We start from the raw sequence: 18,073 nt of genomic DNA, 5'->3' as shown, positions 1-18,073 counted from the left end.
CTTGCTTCACTCTACCATTTGATTGACAAGCTCCCGATTCCGTTCCTCAAAAACTTCATTGTGAGAAGAGACCATGGCAGAGGCACCTGCATCAGGTTGAACAAACTGCTTCGCTTTGTTAACAGCGTTCGCTGCATCCTGAAAAGCCCCGGCAATCAAGTTTAATTTGCCATCATGCTTCAAAACGTCTCCTGCAGCATAAAGCCCGCTAACGGAGGATTCGCTCATTTCATTTCCTGAGATCAAACACTGGTCAATTAACTCAAGACCGATATCGCTATTTTCAAAGAGTGAGACATCCGATTCAAAACCGTGATTCACTAACACATCATCGACCGACAAATCAAACGACTCACCTGTCTCATGATGAGTCAGTCTCACTTGATCAATGGCCTTTTGATCCTGAGAAGGCACTAACTCAGTCATGGATGTATTAAAAAAGCACTTAGCTGAACAGTTCATTAATTGCGTCATTTGTGATTCATGCCCTGATAAGCAATCTTTCCGGCATGTTACATAAACTTTCCTAGCGACAGGCTCTAACGCATTGGCCCAATCAATTGCAGAATTGCCTCCACCTGAAATAATAACGTTCTTATCCTCAAACGACTTTAAAGATTGAACAGTATAATGGAGGTTAGACGATTCAAACTGATCTGCACCATATAGCTGTAACTTTTGCGGCTTTAATATCCCGCCGCCAACCGCTGCAATCACCGTTTTCGAAACATGTTCCTGACCTGAGGCTGCTTTTAAAACAAACAGTCCTTCATCATTACGTGAGATGGCGACAATTTTTTCGTTTAACACAACTTCAGGATCAAACGTCAGTCCCTGTTCTACCAGCTGGTCAACAAGCTTGGCTCCAGGCACAGGTGTCAGTGCACCTACATCCCAAATAATTTTTTCAGGATAAAGGTGAACCTTTCCTCCCAATTTCGGCTGGACATCGATGATCTTGGTTTTCATCTCCCTAAGTCCGCTATAGAAAGCTGAGAAAAGGCCAGCAGGACCCCCTCCAATAATAGTGACATCAAAACATTCTTGTTGTTTCATTCTGCCCACTCCTCACAAATTCGATTAATCCAAACCATTTAGCTCTTCATCCAAATGAGCGTTGACAAAAGACTCGAACAGTATTATATTTTCATTATAAATGAAAATGATAACTATTATCAATATCTATTATATATAAATTGGAGGCTACATAATGGTTCGGTTGTATACAAAGGATCTCAAAGTGAGTTACGGTGAACACTTGATTGTTCAAGATCTCAATATAGATATTCCTGACAAAGAGATCACCACCATTATCGGTCCAAATGGTTGTGGCAAATCAACCCTCTTAAAAGCGATGACACGAATTATTTCCCATCAGTCCGGGTCGATCATTTTAGATGGCGGCAGCATCTCAAAGGAAAATACGAAAGTCCTTGCAAAGAAAATGGCGATTCTCCCGCAGATGCCGGAAAGTGCAACCGGGCTGACTGTTGGTGAACTTGTGTCTTATGGCCGGTTTCCTTATCAAAAGGGTTTCGGTCGATTAACGCAAAAGGATATTGACGTGATTAACTGGGCGCTTGACGTCACCGGAACCGCAGAATTTAAATATGATCTAGTGGATGCGCTCTCAGGCGGTCAACGTCAGCGTGTCTGGATTGCGATGGCCCTTTGTCAAGAAACCGATGTGATCTTTCTGGACGAACCGACAACATACTTAGATATGGCCCATCAATTGGAAGTCTTAGAACTCTTACAGCAGCTCAATGAAGAGCAGGGTCGAACCATTGTTATGGTGCTTCACGATATTAATCAGGCGGCTCGTTTTGCTGATAACATTGTTGCTCTGAAAGATGGTCAAATCGTTCAATCGGGTACATGTGAAGAGGTCATTCATCATGATGTGCTCAAAGAGGTTTTTCAAATTGATGCGGATATTGGGCGAGATCCCCGGACCAACAAACCGATGTGTATAACATACAACTTATTAAAAGGAGATCATAGATATGAAAAAACTCATTCCGTTCCTCCTCTTGCTAGTGCTAATTCTTAGCGCTTGCGGCAATCAAACAACAGAAGATGAGGGGAGTTCAAAAAAGGAAGATTCATCAGCAAAAATGGTCACTTACCAGTCTGAAAATGGTCCGGTTAAGGTTCCGAAACACCCGCAACGTGTGGTTGTCCTATCCGAATTTGCGGGCAATGTGTTGAATTTGGGCGTTAACCTTGTTGGTGTCGACCAATGGGCCAAATCGAACCCACTTTTTAAGGATGAACTCAAAGGTGTTGAAAAGGTTTCCGCTGATAATCTGGAGAAAATCATTGAGCTTAACCCGGATTTAATTATTGGTTTATCTAAAACAAAGAATATTGATCAATTAAAGAAAATAGCTCCAACCGTCACATTCACATATGGTAAGTTAGGTTATTTAGAGAAGCATCGGGAAATTGGCAAACTCTTAAATAAAGAAGAAAAGGCCAATCAATGGATTAAAGATTTCAAAAAACGTGCGCAAGCAGCGGGTAAAAAGATTCGTTCGAAAATAGGCGAGGATGCAACGGTATCTGTTATTGAAGGCTCCGGCAAGCAGCTGTACGTATTTGGCGACAATTGGGGCCGGGGGACGGAAATCATGTATCAAGAAATGAAACTGAATATGCCCCAAAAAGTCAAAGATATGACATCTGACAAAGGCTATCATGCGATATCACCAGAAGTACTTCCTAAATACGCAGGAGATTACATCATCTTTAGTAAAAAACCGGATGCGGATCCTTCATTCCAAAAAACTGATGTGTACAAAAACATACCTGCTGTTAAAAATGATCATGTATTTGAGATCGATGCAAGAAAATATTTAAATGATCCTATTACATTGGAATATCAATTGGATGTCATCAAGAAAGCATTTCTAGACAAGTAAATGGTTAAGGGGGGAGGCTAGCTTCCTCCTATAGTCATGACATAGAAAGTTAGGTACATATGAACAAGAAGTCAAATCGTCTCCCGTTTGTCTACAAGTTAATATTAGGTATGTTGGTGTTCATAGTTGCATTTTTTATCGCTATGGTCTTTGGAGCGGCTGACACGACGGTGAAAGACGTGTGGATGGCCCTAACATCTCATGTTAAAACCGATACGGTCGTCATGCTCCGTGAACTTCGCTTGCCTCGTGAGGTAGCTGCTATTATGGTTGGGGCTGGACTCGCGGTCTCTGGAGCTATCATGCAGGGAATAACTCGAAATCCGCTTGCCGATCCCGGGTTACTTGGTTTAACAGCTGGTGCTAATGCGGCGCTTGCATTCATACTCGCCCTGATGCCTTCGGCTAATTATTTTACAATTATGGTGGCTTGTTTTGTAGGTGCAGCCATTGGAACGGTCATGGTTTTTGGTATTGGTGCCATGAAAAGGGGCGGATTCTCTCCATTTAGAATTGTTTTAGCAGGTGCAGCGATTTCGGCGTTTCTTGAGGCTGTTGCGAAGGGCATCGGTCTTTATTTTAAAATTTCCAAGGATATTTCGATGTGGACCGCAGGAGGGCTGATGGGAACGACGTGGGGTCAGCTTCAAGTGATTACGCCATTTATTATCATAGGTGTCCTCGTTGCGCTGTTGCTCTCAAGGCAGCTAACTATTCTAAGCTTAAATCAAGATTTAGCCGTTGGTTTAGGACAGAAGACGACGCAAGTAAAAGCGATCTTGTTTGTTGTGATCATTATGCTCGCGGGTGCTTCCGTCGCCCTTGTTGGCAATATAGCGTTCTTCGGGCTGATGATCCCGCATATTGTTCGGGCTTTTGTAGGAACTGACTATCGTTTGATTTTACCGATGTCCGCGATTCTAGGCAGTGCCTTTATGCTTGTCGCTGATACAGTTGGGCGAACGATTAATGCTCCTTATGAAACACCGATAGCGGCAGTTGTAGCGATTATGGGCTTACCTTTCTTCCTATTCATCGTCAAGAAGGGAGGCCAAGCCTACTCATGATTCATCCTCATGTTATTAAAAAACAGCGGCTGCTTCTCATGATGTTTGTTGCATTGATTGTGATCACAAGCCTGATTAGTATGGGTATGGGTGACGCATCTATATCCGTTGATCGGATCATACCGACAATCTTTGGTTATGGCACATTTAAAGAAGCGTTTGTGTTATTTTCGATTCGCTTACCGCGCATCATAATCACGATTTTGGCTGGCATGGCTTTAGCCCTTTCAGGAGCGATCTTGCAAGGAATCACCCGGAATGATTTGGCTGATCCCGGCATTATTGGCATTAACTCAGGCGCGGGGGTCGCGATTGCTGTCTTCTTTCTATTTGTCCCTATAGAAGTGGGATCTTTTGTCTATATGCTTCCGGTTGTTGCCTTTATCGGTGCGTTCATCACAGCAGGCCTGATCTACGTGTTTGCTTATAGTAAAAGGACGGGCCTTGAGCCAGTCAAGTTAGTCCTTATTGGTATTGGCTTTTCAATGGCGCTATCAGGGACAATGATGGTTCTCATTTCATTTGCGAAGCGTGAAAAAGTCAATTTTATTGCGAACTGGTTAGCCGGTAACATATGGGGGACGGATTGGCCGTTTGTTTTGGCCATTCTTCCGTGGCTCGTCATTCTCATTCCTTTGACTTTGTATAAAGCGAACCGCTTGAACCTTCTCGGGTTGGGCGAGACGGTTGCGACCGGTGTTGGCGTGTCTATTGAAAAGGAACGCATCACGCTGCTTCTAACGGCCGTTGCTTTAGCTGCTGCTTCTGTCTCTGTGACGGGCGGCATTGCCTTTATCGGTCTTATGGCTCCTCACATAGCCAAAGCGCTTGTCGGCCCAAGACATCAATTGTTTGTGCCGATCGCGGTATTGATTGGCGGCTGGTTGCTGCTTCTCGCTGACACAATAGGACGTAACTTAGTTGAAAATGGGATACCAGCTGGCATCATGACCGCTCTAATCGGTGCTCCTTATTTTATTTATTTGTTATTGAAAAAAACATGAATGATGTCGCTAGCAGTGGCTTTGTGACTATCGATGTGCTGTCACTTTTTGATACAAAAAAGAAATAGACCCCTATAGAGTTTTCGCAGGCTCATGAGGTCTATTTCTGACTTCGGGTGCCGCCCTCCCTGTAGGGGATCGACGACTGCTGACCGTCGGATGTTTCCAGCATTGGCGGTCTTTTTTATGTTATTCAATAATGTTATCTCTGTACTAATAGTACCATAAAAAATGCTGATGGTTAGCTGATATCATGACATTGTAACGGTCGCTCTTGCTCCGCCAAAGGGCGGCCGTTTTTTTATCCTTTATATTTTTGCGAAATCATCTACAATAGGGATAAGGAGAGTACGGGGGGATCAGGGTATGAAAGAGCCGTTATTTGCGATCGATCATGATACATATCAAACGTTAAGTAGTTCCGAGCGATATTTATTTGATTATATTAACAAACACTTTGAAAGTATTGCCGATATGTCTATTGTTATTCGGTCATAAAAATGAGACTAGGACAAATGTATATGAGTCACAGAACCATCCGAACTTGTTTATTAATGAGTTCGGATGATTTGTTTGAAATAGCATTTCCAGTCATCGCTTCGTCAAAGGCGTTCGTGCTGTTCCCGCAGGCGTCTACCTATTTGACGACGTTTAGCACTTGCTAACATTGGCCTTTTCAAGCCTGGTCACAAGATATTTTAATAAATGAGGTATAGGGGACGCACGGGACATATGATAAAATGAGTGAAAACTGTTTCAATTGAATAGGGAGACGATCTCTAACAGGAGGGGAAATCAATGAAATACGCAATGTATCAGATGGATATTATTCCTGGTGATCCGGAGGCCAATCGTGACAAGATCAAACGTTGGGTTGAGGCTATCGTCACGCACGAAAAGCCTGACACGGTAGTGTTACCGGAAATGTGGACGACAGCTTACACACTACCGGAATTAGATCGGATCGCGGAAAGCAATGGGGCGGACACGATACCATTTTTACAGGACCTTGCTAAAAGCTATCATATCAATATCATCGGTGGCTCAATTGCCAATCAAAAAGACGGTGGGATATATAATACAGCGCTAGCGATGAATCGAGAAGGTGAACTTGTTTATCAATATGACAAAATTCATTTAGTCCCGATGTTAGATGAACCTACCTATTTGACTGGCGGCGGTGATAAGGTCCAAATTTTTGAACTCGACGGTGTAAAAATGGGTCTCATCATTTGTTATGATTTGCGTTTTCCTGAATTGGCTAGGAAACTTGCATTGGAAGGTGTACAAGTCTTGCATATTGTGGCCGAATGGCCGGCGGCGCGCAGGAATCACTGGAAGCATTTGCAAATCGCCCGTGCCATCGAGAATCAAATGTTTGTCGTGTCATGTAACCGGATTGGCCATTATAATGACGTTGACTTTGCCGGTTCATCAATGGTGGTTGACCCATGGGGAGATTCGCTCGTAACGGCGAGCGCTGACCAAGAAGAAACGATTGTTGCGTCATTATCAATGGATGACGTTCCGAAAGTCAGACAAAACGTGCCGATTTTTTCGAGCCGTGTTCCAGGTCTTTATTAATTTTTACGCGAGGAATCAATATGAAGAAACAGCTTAGTTTAACCATCATAATGATCATGCTGATTCTATCAGCGTGTTCACCGAATGAGGATCCAAAAACATCCAAAACGGCAGACGCAATGATACAACCAGCTGATCTATCAAAGTATGAAGAAACACTATTAAAAGCAGGCGGCGCTAAGAAAAACTTGGCCTTCGATTATAATGTTAAGGGCACTGACATCCAATATATCCATATTTGGATGGACGTCTACAAAAACGGTAAGAAACAAAAAAGATTCATTGATATCGAGTCGTTGATTCGTGAGACGGAAAACGGGCATCTCCTATTGACGATCCAACCCGCCCAACAACAGGTTGATGACTTTCAATACCAGAAGTGGGTGACAACTTTAGTATCCAATAACGGTTATTCGCATTCAACAACATTAAGAAAAGCAAACTCAAGTAGCGGTATGAGTGCTTCCATGGAACTTTCCAATGAAACGAAAATAGAACCGGGACAACCCATTACATTGGCCGTTAAACTTGAAAATCCCGATGCCCAGTCATTTTCGTTAAGCCGAACGCAATTTGAAACGGAGCAAGATATTGCTCAAAAAGCCAAAAAATATAAACGTGTGTCCGTCCTACGGTGTCGGTTCACGAAAAATGAACAACTAGATAAGGGGTCTCATCAGAAGTCATGAGGTTTTTTAAGAAGAACCGCTCAATTTTGAGTTGAAATCGCTCAATTTTCGGATGGACTGCTCAATTTTGAGTTGGAATCGCTCAATTTTCAGATGGAGCGCTCAATTTTCAGGCGAACCGCTCAATTTCGAGTTGAAATCGCTCATTTTAAAGAAGAAACCCGCTCGTTATTACAAAAAATCACCTATTTGAGTAGTTGACTTCAGGCATCTTCTTTTCTATACAGGAGTCCGTCAATATAGGAGGCGTATGGCCATGAAAACAGTTGAATTAAAAAACAACGTAACCGCAACCCTACGTCACGCCCATCCCAAGGATAGCGATGACATCACAGCGATCCGCCAAGCCATCGTGGCAGAAGGGTTTTATATGGTCAGTCAACCGGAAGAATATCATTCAACGATCGAAAAAGAAGCCGAACGAATCCAATCACTGACCACCCGAAAAGGAAAGGCCCTATTTGTCGCTGAGGTCGGGGGACAGGTGATGGGGCTCGCCAACATCGATAACGGGACCAAGCAGCGGCGAGCTCATGTTGGCGTGCTCGGTATTTTAGTTAAAGCGGGATGGCGGGAATCTGGTGTTGGCAAGGCCCTCATGAACACCGTTCTGGAGTGGGCGAAACACGATCCCTTAATTGAAAAGGTTGCCTTGGCCGTGTTCGCCAATAACACGAGGGCCATCCGTTTATATGAAAAATTAGGATTTATCGAAGAAGGCCGCCGAGTCGGGGAAATGAAAGTCGCAGGCGCTTACATAGATGAAATCATGATGTACCAATGGGTCTAACCGAATAGGCTTAACTAGTCTTTCCTTTTTTGGGAGTTTCCGTTTGGGAGAGAAATTTTTCTGCTAAACCACTATCCTCTACTCGTATTGCTTGAATTTTACCATCATCATTGATGTTAACATGTCCAGTGATGGCGGCTGTGTTTGTTTTACCCTCTTTGCTGTATTCCACTTCAAATTTGAACGTGTAGGCAATACCCCCGGAGTCAACTTTTTGTATTTCAATATTTGTTTTTGGTTTCAATTGATAACCAGCAAAGTAGGCAGGTTGCAGCCAACGAACTCCTCTATAAGTATTTAAGAAAGTTTGTAAGTCCTTTTCTGCGATAAGAGGCTTATATTTTTCTTCTATATATGGATTCAGTGCTGTTGGATCTTCTGTCTTCTGTTTCTTAAATAATTTTTTTAGTTTTTCACTAGGCCCTGTGAACTCATTTGTCAAATAAGTTCGGATTGTTTCCTTATTTTTTTTGTTATCTTGTGAACTGGGGTCTGCACTTTTTCCATTATCCTTGGTAGAAACTGAAGTTTTGTTTTCTCCATTTTTGCCTTTCGAAGAAGTGGCGTCCGAACTTGAACAACCTGCAACTATAATCAATACAGATACCAAAGCTGCCAATTCAGGTAAAATATTTTTCACAATTGTAAACCTTCTTTCATTTGGGATATACCTTATATACGAAGGAATTCTGTAGATGGTTGCAATTGATTTTCGCCAATATGCCGATGAAATCATGATGTACCAATGGGTCTAACTCGAAAATGCTCCCCGACTGAACCGACTCATGACGCCTCCTGCTTAACGTCCGTTTGCCTGCGACCGACAACCAACCACACACCGGCAAACGCAATCATAAACCCGCCTAATAAGATGTATAACATCGGTAATCCGAGCCAACCGCCAAGAGCGTAGGCAAGTGTCGGACCAACAGCAGCGCCGACGTCAAGGACAACCGTGTAAGTCGTCATGGTGACGACTTTTCCATACCGGGTGGCGGTGTCTGAAGCAATCGTATCGTTCAGCGTCCCCAGCGCTGTCGCAAATAGTTGAATCATCATAATGACAACAAGCCACAACCAGAGATTGGTAATACTAGCTGCTAACACGAAACCGATCCCGGCCGCTGATAAGGCAATCACAAACAAACGATGACGCCCCATTCGTCCGTCTGTTAACTTTCCGATCATAGGGGCAAGTACCGGATCCCAGCCCCATTTTAGCGCCTGAAGGCATCCGGCAAGTGATGCAGCTCCCAAGGTGACCATCCATAAATGAATATCGTTTCCATGCAACGTTTCCGTCAATCGGCTTAATGTTGAACCGTACACTCCGAAAAAGACCATAGCCACGATAAATCCAGCGGCCATCACAATGATCACCTGTGGTATGCGAAAGATATGCATCAACCGTGGACGCCCGGACTCGGCGTGTTCCTCGTGAACCACCTTTTCTGCTGGAACATGGCGAAATACCCATGGTAAACTCATGAGCGCGAGCAATGCAAAACAAGTGGTCATGGGTGTGATGCCGATTAAATCGGCGACAATACCGCCCGTTAACATGCCCCCGAGTTGGCCAAGGCCCCAAAGCCCGTTATACGTTCCAACAAGTTCGCCCCGATTCTGTTCCGTGGCGGTATCAATCACTGTGAGAAAACCACCCAACCGTAGCAGTGACCAAGCCACACCCCACAAGCAGCGCGCCAATGCTAATATCCAGAAGCCGTGTAAAAAGCCGTAAGAACTTGTTGTTAGCGCTGCCAATATCACAGCAATGATGATACCAGTCCGTTTGCTGAACTGGTGGTAAAACCAACCGATGATCGGATTAAGCGGTAAACGGACAAACCGGTTCAACGAGAGTAAGATGCCCACTTGCCAAAGGGCGGTTAAGCCAAACGTCTGCCAATAGACAGGTAAGACAATATACAGCATGGCATCTCCAAGTAAACAAACCGCTGTGATGAGTGCAATGCTGATAACGGGTTTTTTATCACTGGATGTTGGGGTGTTCACATTTTGTGAGCTCATAGGTCTCGGGCGACTCCCTTTCCATAGATTAGTGACTCTCATTTCATTTTACATGGAATAAGAAAAAGCGAAAGGGTCAAATGAAATCCCTCATTAAATTTGTTAATATAAATTAAGGCTATGTTACAAAGGGATGGGGTCATGCTTAAAATCCGTAATGTTATCTATATTATACTTGTTACCCTATTAATGGTGTCACTCGCTTTTTCCGTTTACTTTATTATGAAAACGCTTCAATACACATCGACCGTTGATACAAAAACAGCCACTGATGAGCCATCCTATCATTTTGTCCTCATTTCTGAGGAAGTGGGTAACCCCTATTGGGATGAAGTCAAAGCCGGAGCGAAAAAGGCTGGAAAGGCGTTTGGTGCGGCTGTCGAGTTCAAGGGACCAGCGCAAAGCGATAAAGAGTTACATGCGGAAGCGGTGGAAGCAGCGATTGCGGCGAAAGTCGATGGCATCATCGTTCAAGGACTGGACAAACAGCTGCTTAAGCCCGTCATTAATCAAGCGATTCAACAAGGGATTCCCGTGATCACGGTGGACGGAGATGTACCGAAAAGCCGGCGTATCGCCTACGTTGGGACCAATAACTTTCAAGCGGGATTCCAGGCTGGACAAACTTTAATCAAGGCGACAAACGGGAGTGCTCAAGTCGGCATTGTGACAGGCGGACTGGCCTCATCCAGTCAAAAGCAAAGAATCAAAGGGTTTCGCGCTGCGCTTGAAAAACAATCAGGCATGACAATCATCGCTGTTGAATCGTCACATATCTCACGGATTCAAGCAGCGGAAAGAACCTATAAAATCTTTAAAGAACATCCTGATGTGACGGCGCTGTTCGGGACAAGTGCTTTGGATGGTCAAGGGATGGCGGCCGTTGTCGGGCTTTTGGATAAAACCAATGAGGTTAGCATTCTCGCTTTCGATGCCTTGCAGGAAACACTGGATCTGATTAACAAGGGCAGCATCGATGCAACGATTGCTCAACAACCTTATCAGATGGGCTATAAAAGTGTGAACTTAATGGTTGATGTCATTAATGGTAGGCAGGTTCCCGAAATGAATTACACTAAGACGAAGGTCATTCGGGCGCAAGATTTACCGTTAAACAGGCCATCCATGCAAAAAGGACGTGAGCGCCCGTGATCCGGATTCGTACCAAATTAATGGTGTTTTTTATGGCGCTTGTCCTCTTATTAAATGGTGTTGCATATTTCCTCTATCACAATGGACAACGTTCCTTTGAACAATATAATCACATTCTGCAACGCTTGTTTTTGCTCAATGAAGTGACGCAGAAGACGGATGCGGTCTATGAATCTTTGAATGTCTATATTGCTGAGCAAACGCCGGAACATTATCACGAACATCTGCAAAAAAGGAAAGCGCTAAAACAAGAACAGCAGCAACTTGCGCAATTGATTGATACTGACAAGAATCACTTATTGGTGGACAACTATCGACATATGATTACCAGTTTCTTAGAAGAGTGCGGTATTGTTCTGGATGCTTTTCAGAAACAAAAAATCAGCGTCTATCCTGTCCATCTAACAGATGCCGGAGATATATCACGGTTTATTCATGAAACAACGCTGGATTTGGTTAACCAAGAGCTAGCAAGATATGATGATCATTACCATCATATTAATCAGAAAAGCAATTACTCGGAGTGGATGGGCATATCGATCTTTATTTCGGCCGTCTTGCTTTGTACCCTGTTCGTTCTCTGGTTCTCAAGAGGGATTACCAAGCCGATCAAACGTTTATCGGCAGCGGCGCAAGATATTTCTAAGGGAAGATTTGATGGCCCTCCAGTTGAGGTGAACACTAGGGATGAAATGCGGTTTTTGTCCAACACTTTCAATGACATGCGCTCGAATATTCGGACATTGGTGAAGGAGATGGAAGAAAAGTCGGAACTGGACCAATTGTTGCGCGATATGGAATTAAAAAATCTGCAAAGTCAGATTAACCCACACTTTTTATTTAATGTGTTGAATACCATTTCTAAAACCGCCTACTTGGAGGATGCTGACCGAACCAGTGACTTAATGGATTCAACGGCGGCCTTATTGCGCTATAATCTCGCCAATCTTGACCAACCGACAACTTTGTCACGAGAAGTGGATATTATTCATCATTATTTTTTTCTACAAGAAGCTCGATTCGGTGAAAGGGTGCAGTTTGAAACTGACATTGATGAGACCTATTTATCTCTCGCCATACCGCATATGACGTTGCAGCCAATTGTTGAAAATGCCTTTATTCATGGGATTGAATCTTATGAAGCAGGAGCGAAAATTCAACTCAGAATCAAAGGTGATGACACCTGTGTCACAGTGGAAGTGATTGATAATGGCGTTGGCATGGGAGAGGAAACACGGCAGAAACTTTTACAAATGGAAGAGAGAACCGATGCAGTCCATCATAGGGGGCATTCCACTGGTCTTGGTGTTAAAAATGTTATGAAACGTCTAGAATTATTCTATCAACAATCCGATATATTTGATATCAAATCTGAATTGAATCAGGGCACAAAGGTGACGATGAGGCTGCCTCTAATAGAGATTGAGGAGGAAGATCATGATTAATATATTGATCGCTGATGATGAAGCGGTTGAACGGAAGGCAATGGAAAAAATGATCACCAAAGGCGTCGAGAATGTCACCATCGCCGGTGAAGCAGAGAACGGACGTAAGGCGATTGAGTTAGTACGGACGCTGCAACCGGATATCGTCATGATGGATATCAAAATGCCGGGCATTGACGGCATCGAAGCCGTTCAGACGATCCATCGTGATGCTCCGGATACAAAATTTATTATGGTGACGGCATATGATACATTCGAATATGCCCGCAAGGTGATGAAAGAGGGGGTCAAAGAGTATTTATTGAAGCCAAGTCACAAACAAGACATTATTGCGACGGTGAAACGGGTGGTGGAGGAGATTGAGACGGAACGGCAAACGTTGCATGAACAACAAGCGTTAAAGGAACAATTGGATCGGCTTAAGTCGTTTGCTGAGTCGGAATGGGTCGTCTCACTTCTGCTGGATCACGTTCATGATACCGAAGTGAATGAATGGCAGTCGTTTCTGGATTATGATATCCAAGCGGCGTATGCCATTGTGTGCCGGGTGATCTATCAAGAAGGTGCATGGTCCAAGCAAGTACAGGCTGATGTCTATCAATGGATTAAAGCGATTTTGGAACAAAAATTCAATTGTCTTGTTGGACCGATGTCAGGGAACCAAATACCGGTTCTTGTTTCTATTCATCAGGAGCAGCGTATGGGTAACATCACGGTTCAGTCGGAAGCCATTCAACAAGTAAAGGCGTTTACCCAAACCTTCAATTCGAACTTTCCCAAGCATAAGGTGAAAGCCGGTATCGGCACACCGGTCGTCACGCCGGACCAATTTATGCATTCGTATAATGAAGCATTAATCGCACTTGATCAAGTTAATGAACACGCGAACTATTTATATTATCATTCATCTTTAAATGACAAAACGAGTGGGGATCATTTATTTAGGCGGGAGAAAGCATTGTTAGATGCGGTTAAGTCAGGTGATCGAGCGCAGACGTCAACAGCGTTTGAGCTTTATTTTCGTGAATTGACGGATGAAGCTGGTGATGACCTAGCGACAATTGAAACCCGTCTGCAGGAATTATGGGTATTAATGGTTAGGCTGACTGAGGATATGGGAAGCCCCATTCACTTATCTCTGAATCAACCCAAGACTTCATCGGTTGGTCAATTAAAAGCATTTGTAGAGGAGCGCCTCATGCAAACGGTTGAACGCTTTGAAGAATGGAAACAGCATAATATTCGAGGCCTGATACATCAAGCCAAAGCCTACATTCAAACGCATTTTACTGAATCGATATCTCTTGAAGATGTTGCTATGGAAGTTGAGCTGAGCCCTTACTATTTCAGTAAAATTTTTAAAGAACATGAAGGCATGACCTTTGTGGAATATCTCACGGACTCGCGAATATCCGCTGCGAAACAATTATTGACAGAACAACGTTTGTCGCAGAAAGAAATTTGCTATGACATTGGCTACCGGGACCCAAATTACTTCAGCCGTGTTTTTAAGAAAAAAACGGGCGTATCACCCAGTGAATTTCGCTCGGGACATCGCTTAGGTCATCCACCGAATCCCCTTAGCACAAAAAAGTGAAGACAATCGCAAAAAAATCCAGCTAATTTAATCCCTATAGATTCGTCATTCATAATACAATAATTGTTGTTAGCGCTTACATTAATCAAACAGGGGGTAGAAACATGAAACGTATGTCCAGTGTGTTGTTAGCTATGGTCATGATGCTTGCCATGGTTTTAACGGCTTGTAATTCTAGTTCAGAAACGAAGGGATCTGGCGATTCATCCGAGGGAGGGTCATCGGGCTCCAAAAGTGGTGATTTAGAAATATTCAGTTGGTGGACGGCCGGCGGTGAAGCTGACGGTCTAAAAGCATTAATGAATCAATTCAATAACAAATATCCAGATATCGAAGTGACTAATGCAGCCGTGGCTGGTGGCGCAGGTTCCAATGCCAAAGCGGTGCTTGCCACTCGCATGCAAGGCGGGGATCCACCATCGACTTTCCAAGTCCACGGTGGCGCGGAATTAATGACATGGGTAGATTCCAGTAAAATGGCCAATTTGAATGACATGTATGAGGAAAATGGTTGGAATGATATATTCCCTAAAGAATTAATCGATCTGCTCAGTAAAGACGGTGACATTTATGGGGTACCCGTGGATATTCACCGCGGCAACGTTTTCTTCTACAATAAAAAAATCTTTGAAGACAATAACATCAAAGAACCTAAAACGTATGAAGACTTTTTTAAAGCAGCCGAAAAGCTAAAATCCAAAGGAATTACACCGTTGGCGCTTGGAGATAAAAACGTGTGGCCGGCAACGATGTTGTTCGAAAATGCGCTGCTCGCTAATCTTGGTCCCGATCAATATCGCCAACTATGGAATGGTGATGTACCGTTTGATGATCCTGCTGTTAAGAAATCAGCGGAAACCGTTAAGAAAATGCTTGGCTATGTTAATAAAGGTCATAGTTCACTCGCCTGGCAGGATGCCGCACAAATGGTTGTTGACGGCAAAGCTGCGATGACGGTTATGGGTGACTGGGCCAAAGGTTTCTTTACAAGTAAAGACTTAGAACCGAAAAAAGATTTCGGATGGTTTACCTCTCCAGGAACGGATGACATGTTCATGGTTATTAACGATTCCTTCGGGCTGCCTAAAGGCGTTGAAAATCCTGACAACGTGAAAAAATTCTTGAAGGTGCTGGCATCAAAGGAAAGTCAGGTGAAGTTTAATCAATTAAAAGGTTCGATCCCAGCCAGAACGGATATCGATCACTCCAAATTTGACGTCTATGCCCAAGAAACGATGGACGATTTTTCATCGGCTAGTTTGACGCCAAGTTTGGCTCACGGTTCAGCTGCACCTGAGGGCTTTGCTACTAAAGCGAATCAGGCGGTCAATATTTTCGTTACGCAAAAGAATGTCGATCAACTGATTCAATCTTTACAACAAGCCAGTTCACAGCTCAAGTAAACATTCTGGGAAAAAGAGGAACTGAAGCTTCCTCTTTTTCTTTTCACGCAAAATGATATAAACGTCCATGGAGGTCTGGATGATTCCTTATACTGGAGGAGGGAAATCGTTGGCATCCGTTAATACAGAGAAAAAAACAGGTAATGCTTTGATCAATCCGAAGACAGCGACGCGGAAAAAGAGTCCGCTTTCGACCGATAAATGGCTCGCGCTGCTTTTCTTGTTACCATCATTGATTTTGCTCGCTATATTTGTGTATGGTTTTATTGGATGGACCGGTTACGTGTCTTTAAGTAATTGGAATTCATTTGTTTCTGACTTTTCGTTCGCTGGTTTTGACAATTTCTCATACATTTTTCATAGTTTTCGATTTCAAGCTGATTTGCGCAACATGTTGTTCTTCACCGTCTTTTTTATCGCGGCTGTGGTCCTATTAGGACAACTGTTAGCCGTGCTTATTGACCAAAATATTAAAGGCGAATCGTTTTTTAGAAATATATTTTTATTTCCGATGGCGCTCTCTTTCGTTGTTACCGGTGTTGTATGGCGTTGGGTCTTGAATCCTCAAACCGGTGTCAACTTATTATTAGAAAAATTCGGTGTGCACCTTGAATGGTATACCGACACGACAGTATTTCCAACGATTCATATTGGACAAATCGAATTTGGGTTACCATTGGCATTAATTGCGGTCATAATTGCCGCTGTGTGGCAAATGACTGGATTTTCACTGGCAATGTACCTAGCGGGGTTGCGCGGGGTTCCTGATGAGTTACGTGAAGCGGCCAGAATGGATGGAGCAAGTGAGTTTCAAATCTATCGAAAAGTCATTTTGCCGCAATTACGTCCAATTACATTCGGTGTCATTGTGATGATGGCGCATATTTCATTAAAGATCTTCGATTTGATTTATACCATGACAGGACCTGGGGCGAATTTCGTAACTGACATGCCAGCGGTCTATATGTTTGAAACGACTTTCCAAGGCAATTTCTATGCCCAAGGCGCCGCGATCGCAATTATATTGCTTATCTTAGTCGCCATCTTTATTGTGCCTTATTTAATTTCCAGCAGGAAGGGGGAAAGTTAAAATGCCGAGAATTGTATCCAGAAGTTTGACCTATGTTCTGTTAGCGCTCTTTAGTTTAGCGTTTCTTGTTCCCGTCTATGTCATGCTGGTTACCAGTCTAAAACCGTTCGACGAGGTATCATTTGCTAGGATGTGGGAGCTTCCGAGTTCCTTGAATTTTGCTAGTTACGGGCAGGCCTTTTCAAAACTAGCTCCTAATTTGATGAATTCCATTTATCTCGTTGTGCCCGCAACATTACTGTCGGCTTTGCTAGGATCCTTAAATGGTTATGTCCTATCCAAGTGGAAGTTTAAAGGATCAGATTGGGTGTTTACCGCGATTTTGTTCGGGATGTTCATTCCGTATCAAAGTATTTTGATACCCATGATCCAATTTATTCAGAGTATTGGCCTCTATAATACGATTCCGGGTCTTGTACTTGTTCATGTGGTCTACGGGCTTCCGATTACGACCTTGATGTTCCGCAATTTTTACGCCAACATTCCAAAGGCTATGATTGAGTCGGCACAGATTGATGGAGCCGGTTTTTTGCGAGTCTATCGGCACATTATCTTTCCGCTTTCCATTACTGGATTTGTTGTCGTCGCGATTTGGCAATTCACCAACATTTGGAATGAGTTTTTGTTCGCCGTGACGATTACGTCGCCAGACCAACAACCGGTGATGGTCGCCCTGCAAAATCTAGCTGGAAGTCAAGTTGTCGAGTGGAACGTGCAAATGGCCGGAGCACTGCTTGCAGCGATGCCGACATTGCTCGTATATATTTTCCTAGGGAAATTCTTTATCCGCGGAATGCTTGCCGGCTCTGTCAAAGGGTAGTCGATTTGGTCGTCAATGAAATGTGATATTAATACAATTTCTATGGGTGAGGGTGTCTGATTAATGAGGGCATCCTCTTTTTAGTGATAAGAAAGTTCATCCAGTGCGCAAAATTTTAATGATATTAAAAAAATACTTAAAAACACTTGGAGAATTATGTATAATAAAAGGAAATATTGTGAGGTGATTTTTATTGGAGTTATACGATCATCGGGAAACCATAGGTGCTAATATGCTTTGGTATATGCAGCTCCGTGGTTACTCAAAATTAACATTTTCTCATCTAACCGGTATCTCCAGGCCGACCATGAATAAGATATTTACCGGTACAAGCCCCAACCCAAAGATCTATTATCAGCAAATCCAATTGATTACTGAAATACTGGGTTTACCCGTCGATTACTTTCTACATCCCCCACAGTCCAAAATCCACAACAAGAAGCGACAGCGACTCTTTTCCGATAAGGGTGCTTATTA

The 18,073-nt window shown here is 43.4% G+C and carries 17 protein-coding genes; 14 read left to right on the top strand and 3 right to left on the bottom strand.

Annotated features, from left to right (window positions below; translation table 11 throughout):
• Positions 1–6: 6 nt before the first annotated feature.
• Positions 7–1,056, bottom strand: coding sequence for an NAD(P)/FAD-dependent oxidoreductase (locus tag B9Y89_RS05840; RefSeq protein WP_085522289.1), 1,050 nt, complete (start codon positions 1,054–1,056; stop codon positions 7–9).
• A gap of 154 nt (positions 1,057–1,210) precedes the next feature.
• Between B9Y89_RS05840 and B9Y89_RS05835 the strand changes: the two genes are divergently transcribed.
• The 8 genes from B9Y89_RS05835 to B9Y89_RS05805 all read left to right on the top strand — a co-directional run bounded on the left by B9Y89_RS05835 (position 1,211) and on the right by B9Y89_RS05805 (position 8,058).
• Positions 1,211–2,053, top strand: coding sequence for an ABC transporter ATP-binding protein (locus B9Y89_RS05835; protein WP_085522288.1), 843 nt, complete (start codon positions 1,211–1,213; stop codon positions 2,051–2,053).
• Positions 2,007–2,924: an iron-hydroxamate ABC transporter substrate-binding protein gene (locus B9Y89_RS05830; protein WP_085522287.1), complete on the top strand. Its 918-nt coding sequence runs from the start codon at positions 2,007–2,009 to the stop codon at positions 2,922–2,924. Before B9Y89_RS05835 ends, B9Y89_RS05830 begins: the two co-directional genes overlap by 47 nt.
• Positions 2,925–2,983: 59 nt before the next feature.
• Positions 2,984–3,991: a FecCD family ABC transporter permease gene (locus B9Y89_RS05825; RefSeq protein WP_085522286.1), complete on the top strand. Its 1,008-nt coding sequence runs from the start codon at positions 2,984–2,986 to the stop codon at positions 3,989–3,991.
• Positions 3,988–4,995: a FecCD family ABC transporter permease gene (locus tag B9Y89_RS05820; RefSeq protein ID WP_085522285.1), complete on the top strand. Its 1,008-nt coding sequence runs from the start codon at positions 3,988–3,990 to the stop codon at positions 4,993–4,995. Before B9Y89_RS05825 ends, B9Y89_RS05820 begins: the two co-directional genes overlap by 4 nt.
• A 366-nt stretch (positions 4,996–5,361) precedes the next feature.
• On the top strand, positions 5,362–5,493 hold the full coding sequence (locus B9Y89_RS19315; protein WP_254901189.1) for a hypothetical protein: 132 nt from the start codon (positions 5,362–5,364) through the stop codon (positions 5,491–5,493).
• Between the two features lie 300 nt (positions 5,494–5,793).
• Entirely contained in the window at positions 5,794–6,579 is a 786-nt protein-coding gene (locus tag B9Y89_RS05815; RefSeq protein WP_085522284.1) for a carbon-nitrogen family hydrolase, read from the top strand.
• A gap of 20 nt (positions 6,580–6,599) precedes the next feature.
• Complete coding sequence (locus tag B9Y89_RS05810; protein ID WP_085522283.1) at positions 6,600–7,268, top strand: hypothetical protein; 669 nt, start codon at positions 6,600–6,602, stop codon at positions 7,266–7,268.
• Between the two features lie 256 nt (positions 7,269–7,524).
• Positions 7,525–8,058, top strand: coding sequence for a GNAT family N-acetyltransferase (locus B9Y89_RS05805; RefSeq protein ID WP_176222123.1), 534 nt, complete (start codon positions 7,525–7,527; stop codon positions 8,056–8,058).
• Positions 8,059–8,068: 10 nt separating this feature from the next.
• On the opposite strand, the gene B9Y89_RS05800 is transcribed toward B9Y89_RS05805, so the two are convergent.
• Positions 8,069–8,698, bottom strand: coding sequence for a hypothetical protein (locus tag B9Y89_RS05800; RefSeq protein WP_085522281.1), 630 nt, complete (start codon positions 8,696–8,698; stop codon positions 8,069–8,071).
• 143 nt (positions 8,699–8,841) lie between these two features.
• Positions 8,842–10,089: an MFS transporter gene (locus B9Y89_RS05795; protein ID WP_176222122.1), complete on the bottom strand. Its 1,248-nt coding sequence runs from the start codon at positions 10,087–10,089 to the stop codon at positions 8,842–8,844.
• A 141-nt stretch (positions 10,090–10,230) separates the two neighbouring features.
• Between B9Y89_RS05795 and B9Y89_RS05790 the strand changes: the two genes are divergently transcribed.
• From B9Y89_RS05790 to B9Y89_RS05765, 6 genes are all read left to right on the top strand, one after another.
• Entirely contained in the window at positions 10,231–11,241 is a 1,011-nt protein-coding gene (locus B9Y89_RS05790; RefSeq protein WP_176222121.1) for a sugar-binding protein, read from the top strand.
• Positions 11,238–12,686 carry a sensor histidine kinase gene (locus B9Y89_RS05785; RefSeq protein ID WP_085522278.1) on the top strand — a complete coding sequence of 483 codons (1,449 nt, stop codon included), beginning with the start codon at positions 11,238–11,240 and terminating at the stop codon, positions 12,684–12,686. The genes B9Y89_RS05790 and B9Y89_RS05785 overlap by 4 nt, the downstream gene beginning before the upstream one ends.
• The gene (locus B9Y89_RS05780; protein ID WP_085522277.1) at positions 12,679–14,283 is read left to right on the top strand and encodes a response regulator transcription factor; all 1,605 of its coding nucleotides are present in this window, start codon (positions 12,679–12,681) and stop codon (positions 14,281–14,283) included. The genes B9Y89_RS05785 and B9Y89_RS05780 overlap by 8 nt, the downstream gene beginning before the upstream one ends.
• Positions 14,284–14,387: 104 nt before the next feature.
• Positions 14,388–15,686: an ABC transporter substrate-binding protein gene (locus tag B9Y89_RS05775; RefSeq protein ID WP_085522276.1), complete on the top strand. Its 1,299-nt coding sequence runs from the start codon at positions 14,388–14,390 to the stop codon at positions 15,684–15,686.
• A 148-nt stretch (positions 15,687–15,834) separates the two neighbouring features.
• Positions 15,835–16,776 (top strand): carbohydrate ABC transporter permease, encoded by a 942-nt coding sequence (locus B9Y89_RS05770; protein ID WP_254901198.1) that lies wholly within the window; start codon positions 15,835–15,837, stop codon positions 16,774–16,776.
• Between the two features lies 1 nt (position 16,777).
• Positions 16,778–17,596 (top strand): carbohydrate ABC transporter permease, encoded by an 819-nt coding sequence (locus B9Y89_RS05765; RefSeq protein WP_085522274.1) that lies wholly within the window; start codon positions 16,778–16,780, stop codon positions 17,594–17,596.
• Positions 17,597–18,073 lie beyond the last annotated feature (477 nt).

The organism is Tuberibacillus sp. Marseille-P3662, from assembly GCF_900178005.1.
Lineage (GTDB): Bacteria > Bacillota > Bacilli > Bacillales > Sporolactobacillaceae > Marseille-P3662.
Note: the sequence above shows the minus strand (reverse complement) of the source record. Positions and strands in the feature narration are given on the sequence as shown.

Coding starts and splice junctions, on each gene's coding strand:
- B9Y89_RS05840 (WP_085522289.1), bottom strand. CDS start 1,056: ATGAAACAACAAGAATGTTTTGATGTCACTATTATTGGAGGGGGTCCT.
- B9Y89_RS05835 (WP_085522288.1), top strand. CDS start 1,211: ATGGTTCGGTTGTATACAAAGGATCTCAAAGTGAGTTACGGTGAACAC.
- B9Y89_RS05830 (WP_085522287.1), top strand. CDS start 2,007: ATGAAAAAACTCATTCCGTTCCTCCTCTTGCTAGTGCTAATTCTTAGC.
- B9Y89_RS05825 (WP_085522286.1), top strand. CDS start 2,984: ATGAACAAGAAGTCAAATCGTCTCCCGTTTGTCTACAAGTTAATATTA.
- B9Y89_RS05820 (WP_085522285.1), top strand. CDS start 3,988: ATGATTCATCCTCATGTTATTAAAAAACAGCGGCTGCTTCTCATGATG.
- B9Y89_RS19315 (WP_254901189.1), top strand. CDS start 5,362: ATGAAAGAGCCGTTATTTGCGATCGATCATGATACATATCAAACGTTA.
- B9Y89_RS05815 (WP_085522284.1), top strand. CDS start 5,794: ATGAAATACGCAATGTATCAGATGGATATTATTCCTGGTGATCCGGAG.
- B9Y89_RS05810 (WP_085522283.1), top strand. CDS start 6,600: ATGAAGAAACAGCTTAGTTTAACCATCATAATGATCATGCTGATTCTA.
- B9Y89_RS05805 (WP_176222123.1), top strand. CDS start 7,525: ATGAAAACAGTTGAATTAAAAAACAACGTAACCGCAACCCTACGTCAC.
- B9Y89_RS05795 (WP_176222122.1), bottom strand. CDS start 10,089: ATGAGCTCACAAAATGTGAACACCCCAACATCCAGTGATAAAAAACCC.
- B9Y89_RS05790 (WP_176222121.1), top strand. CDS start 10,231: ATGCTTAAAATCCGTAATGTTATCTATATTATACTTGTTACCCTATTA.
- B9Y89_RS05780 (WP_085522277.1), top strand. CDS start 12,679: ATGATTAATATATTGATCGCTGATGATGAAGCGGTTGAACGGAAGGCA.
- B9Y89_RS05775 (WP_085522276.1), top strand. CDS start 14,388: ATGAAACGTATGTCCAGTGTGTTGTTAGCTATGGTCATGATGCTTGCC.
- B9Y89_RS05765 (WP_085522274.1), top strand. CDS start 16,778: ATGCCGAGAATTGTATCCAGAAGTTTGACCTATGTTCTGTTAGCGCTC.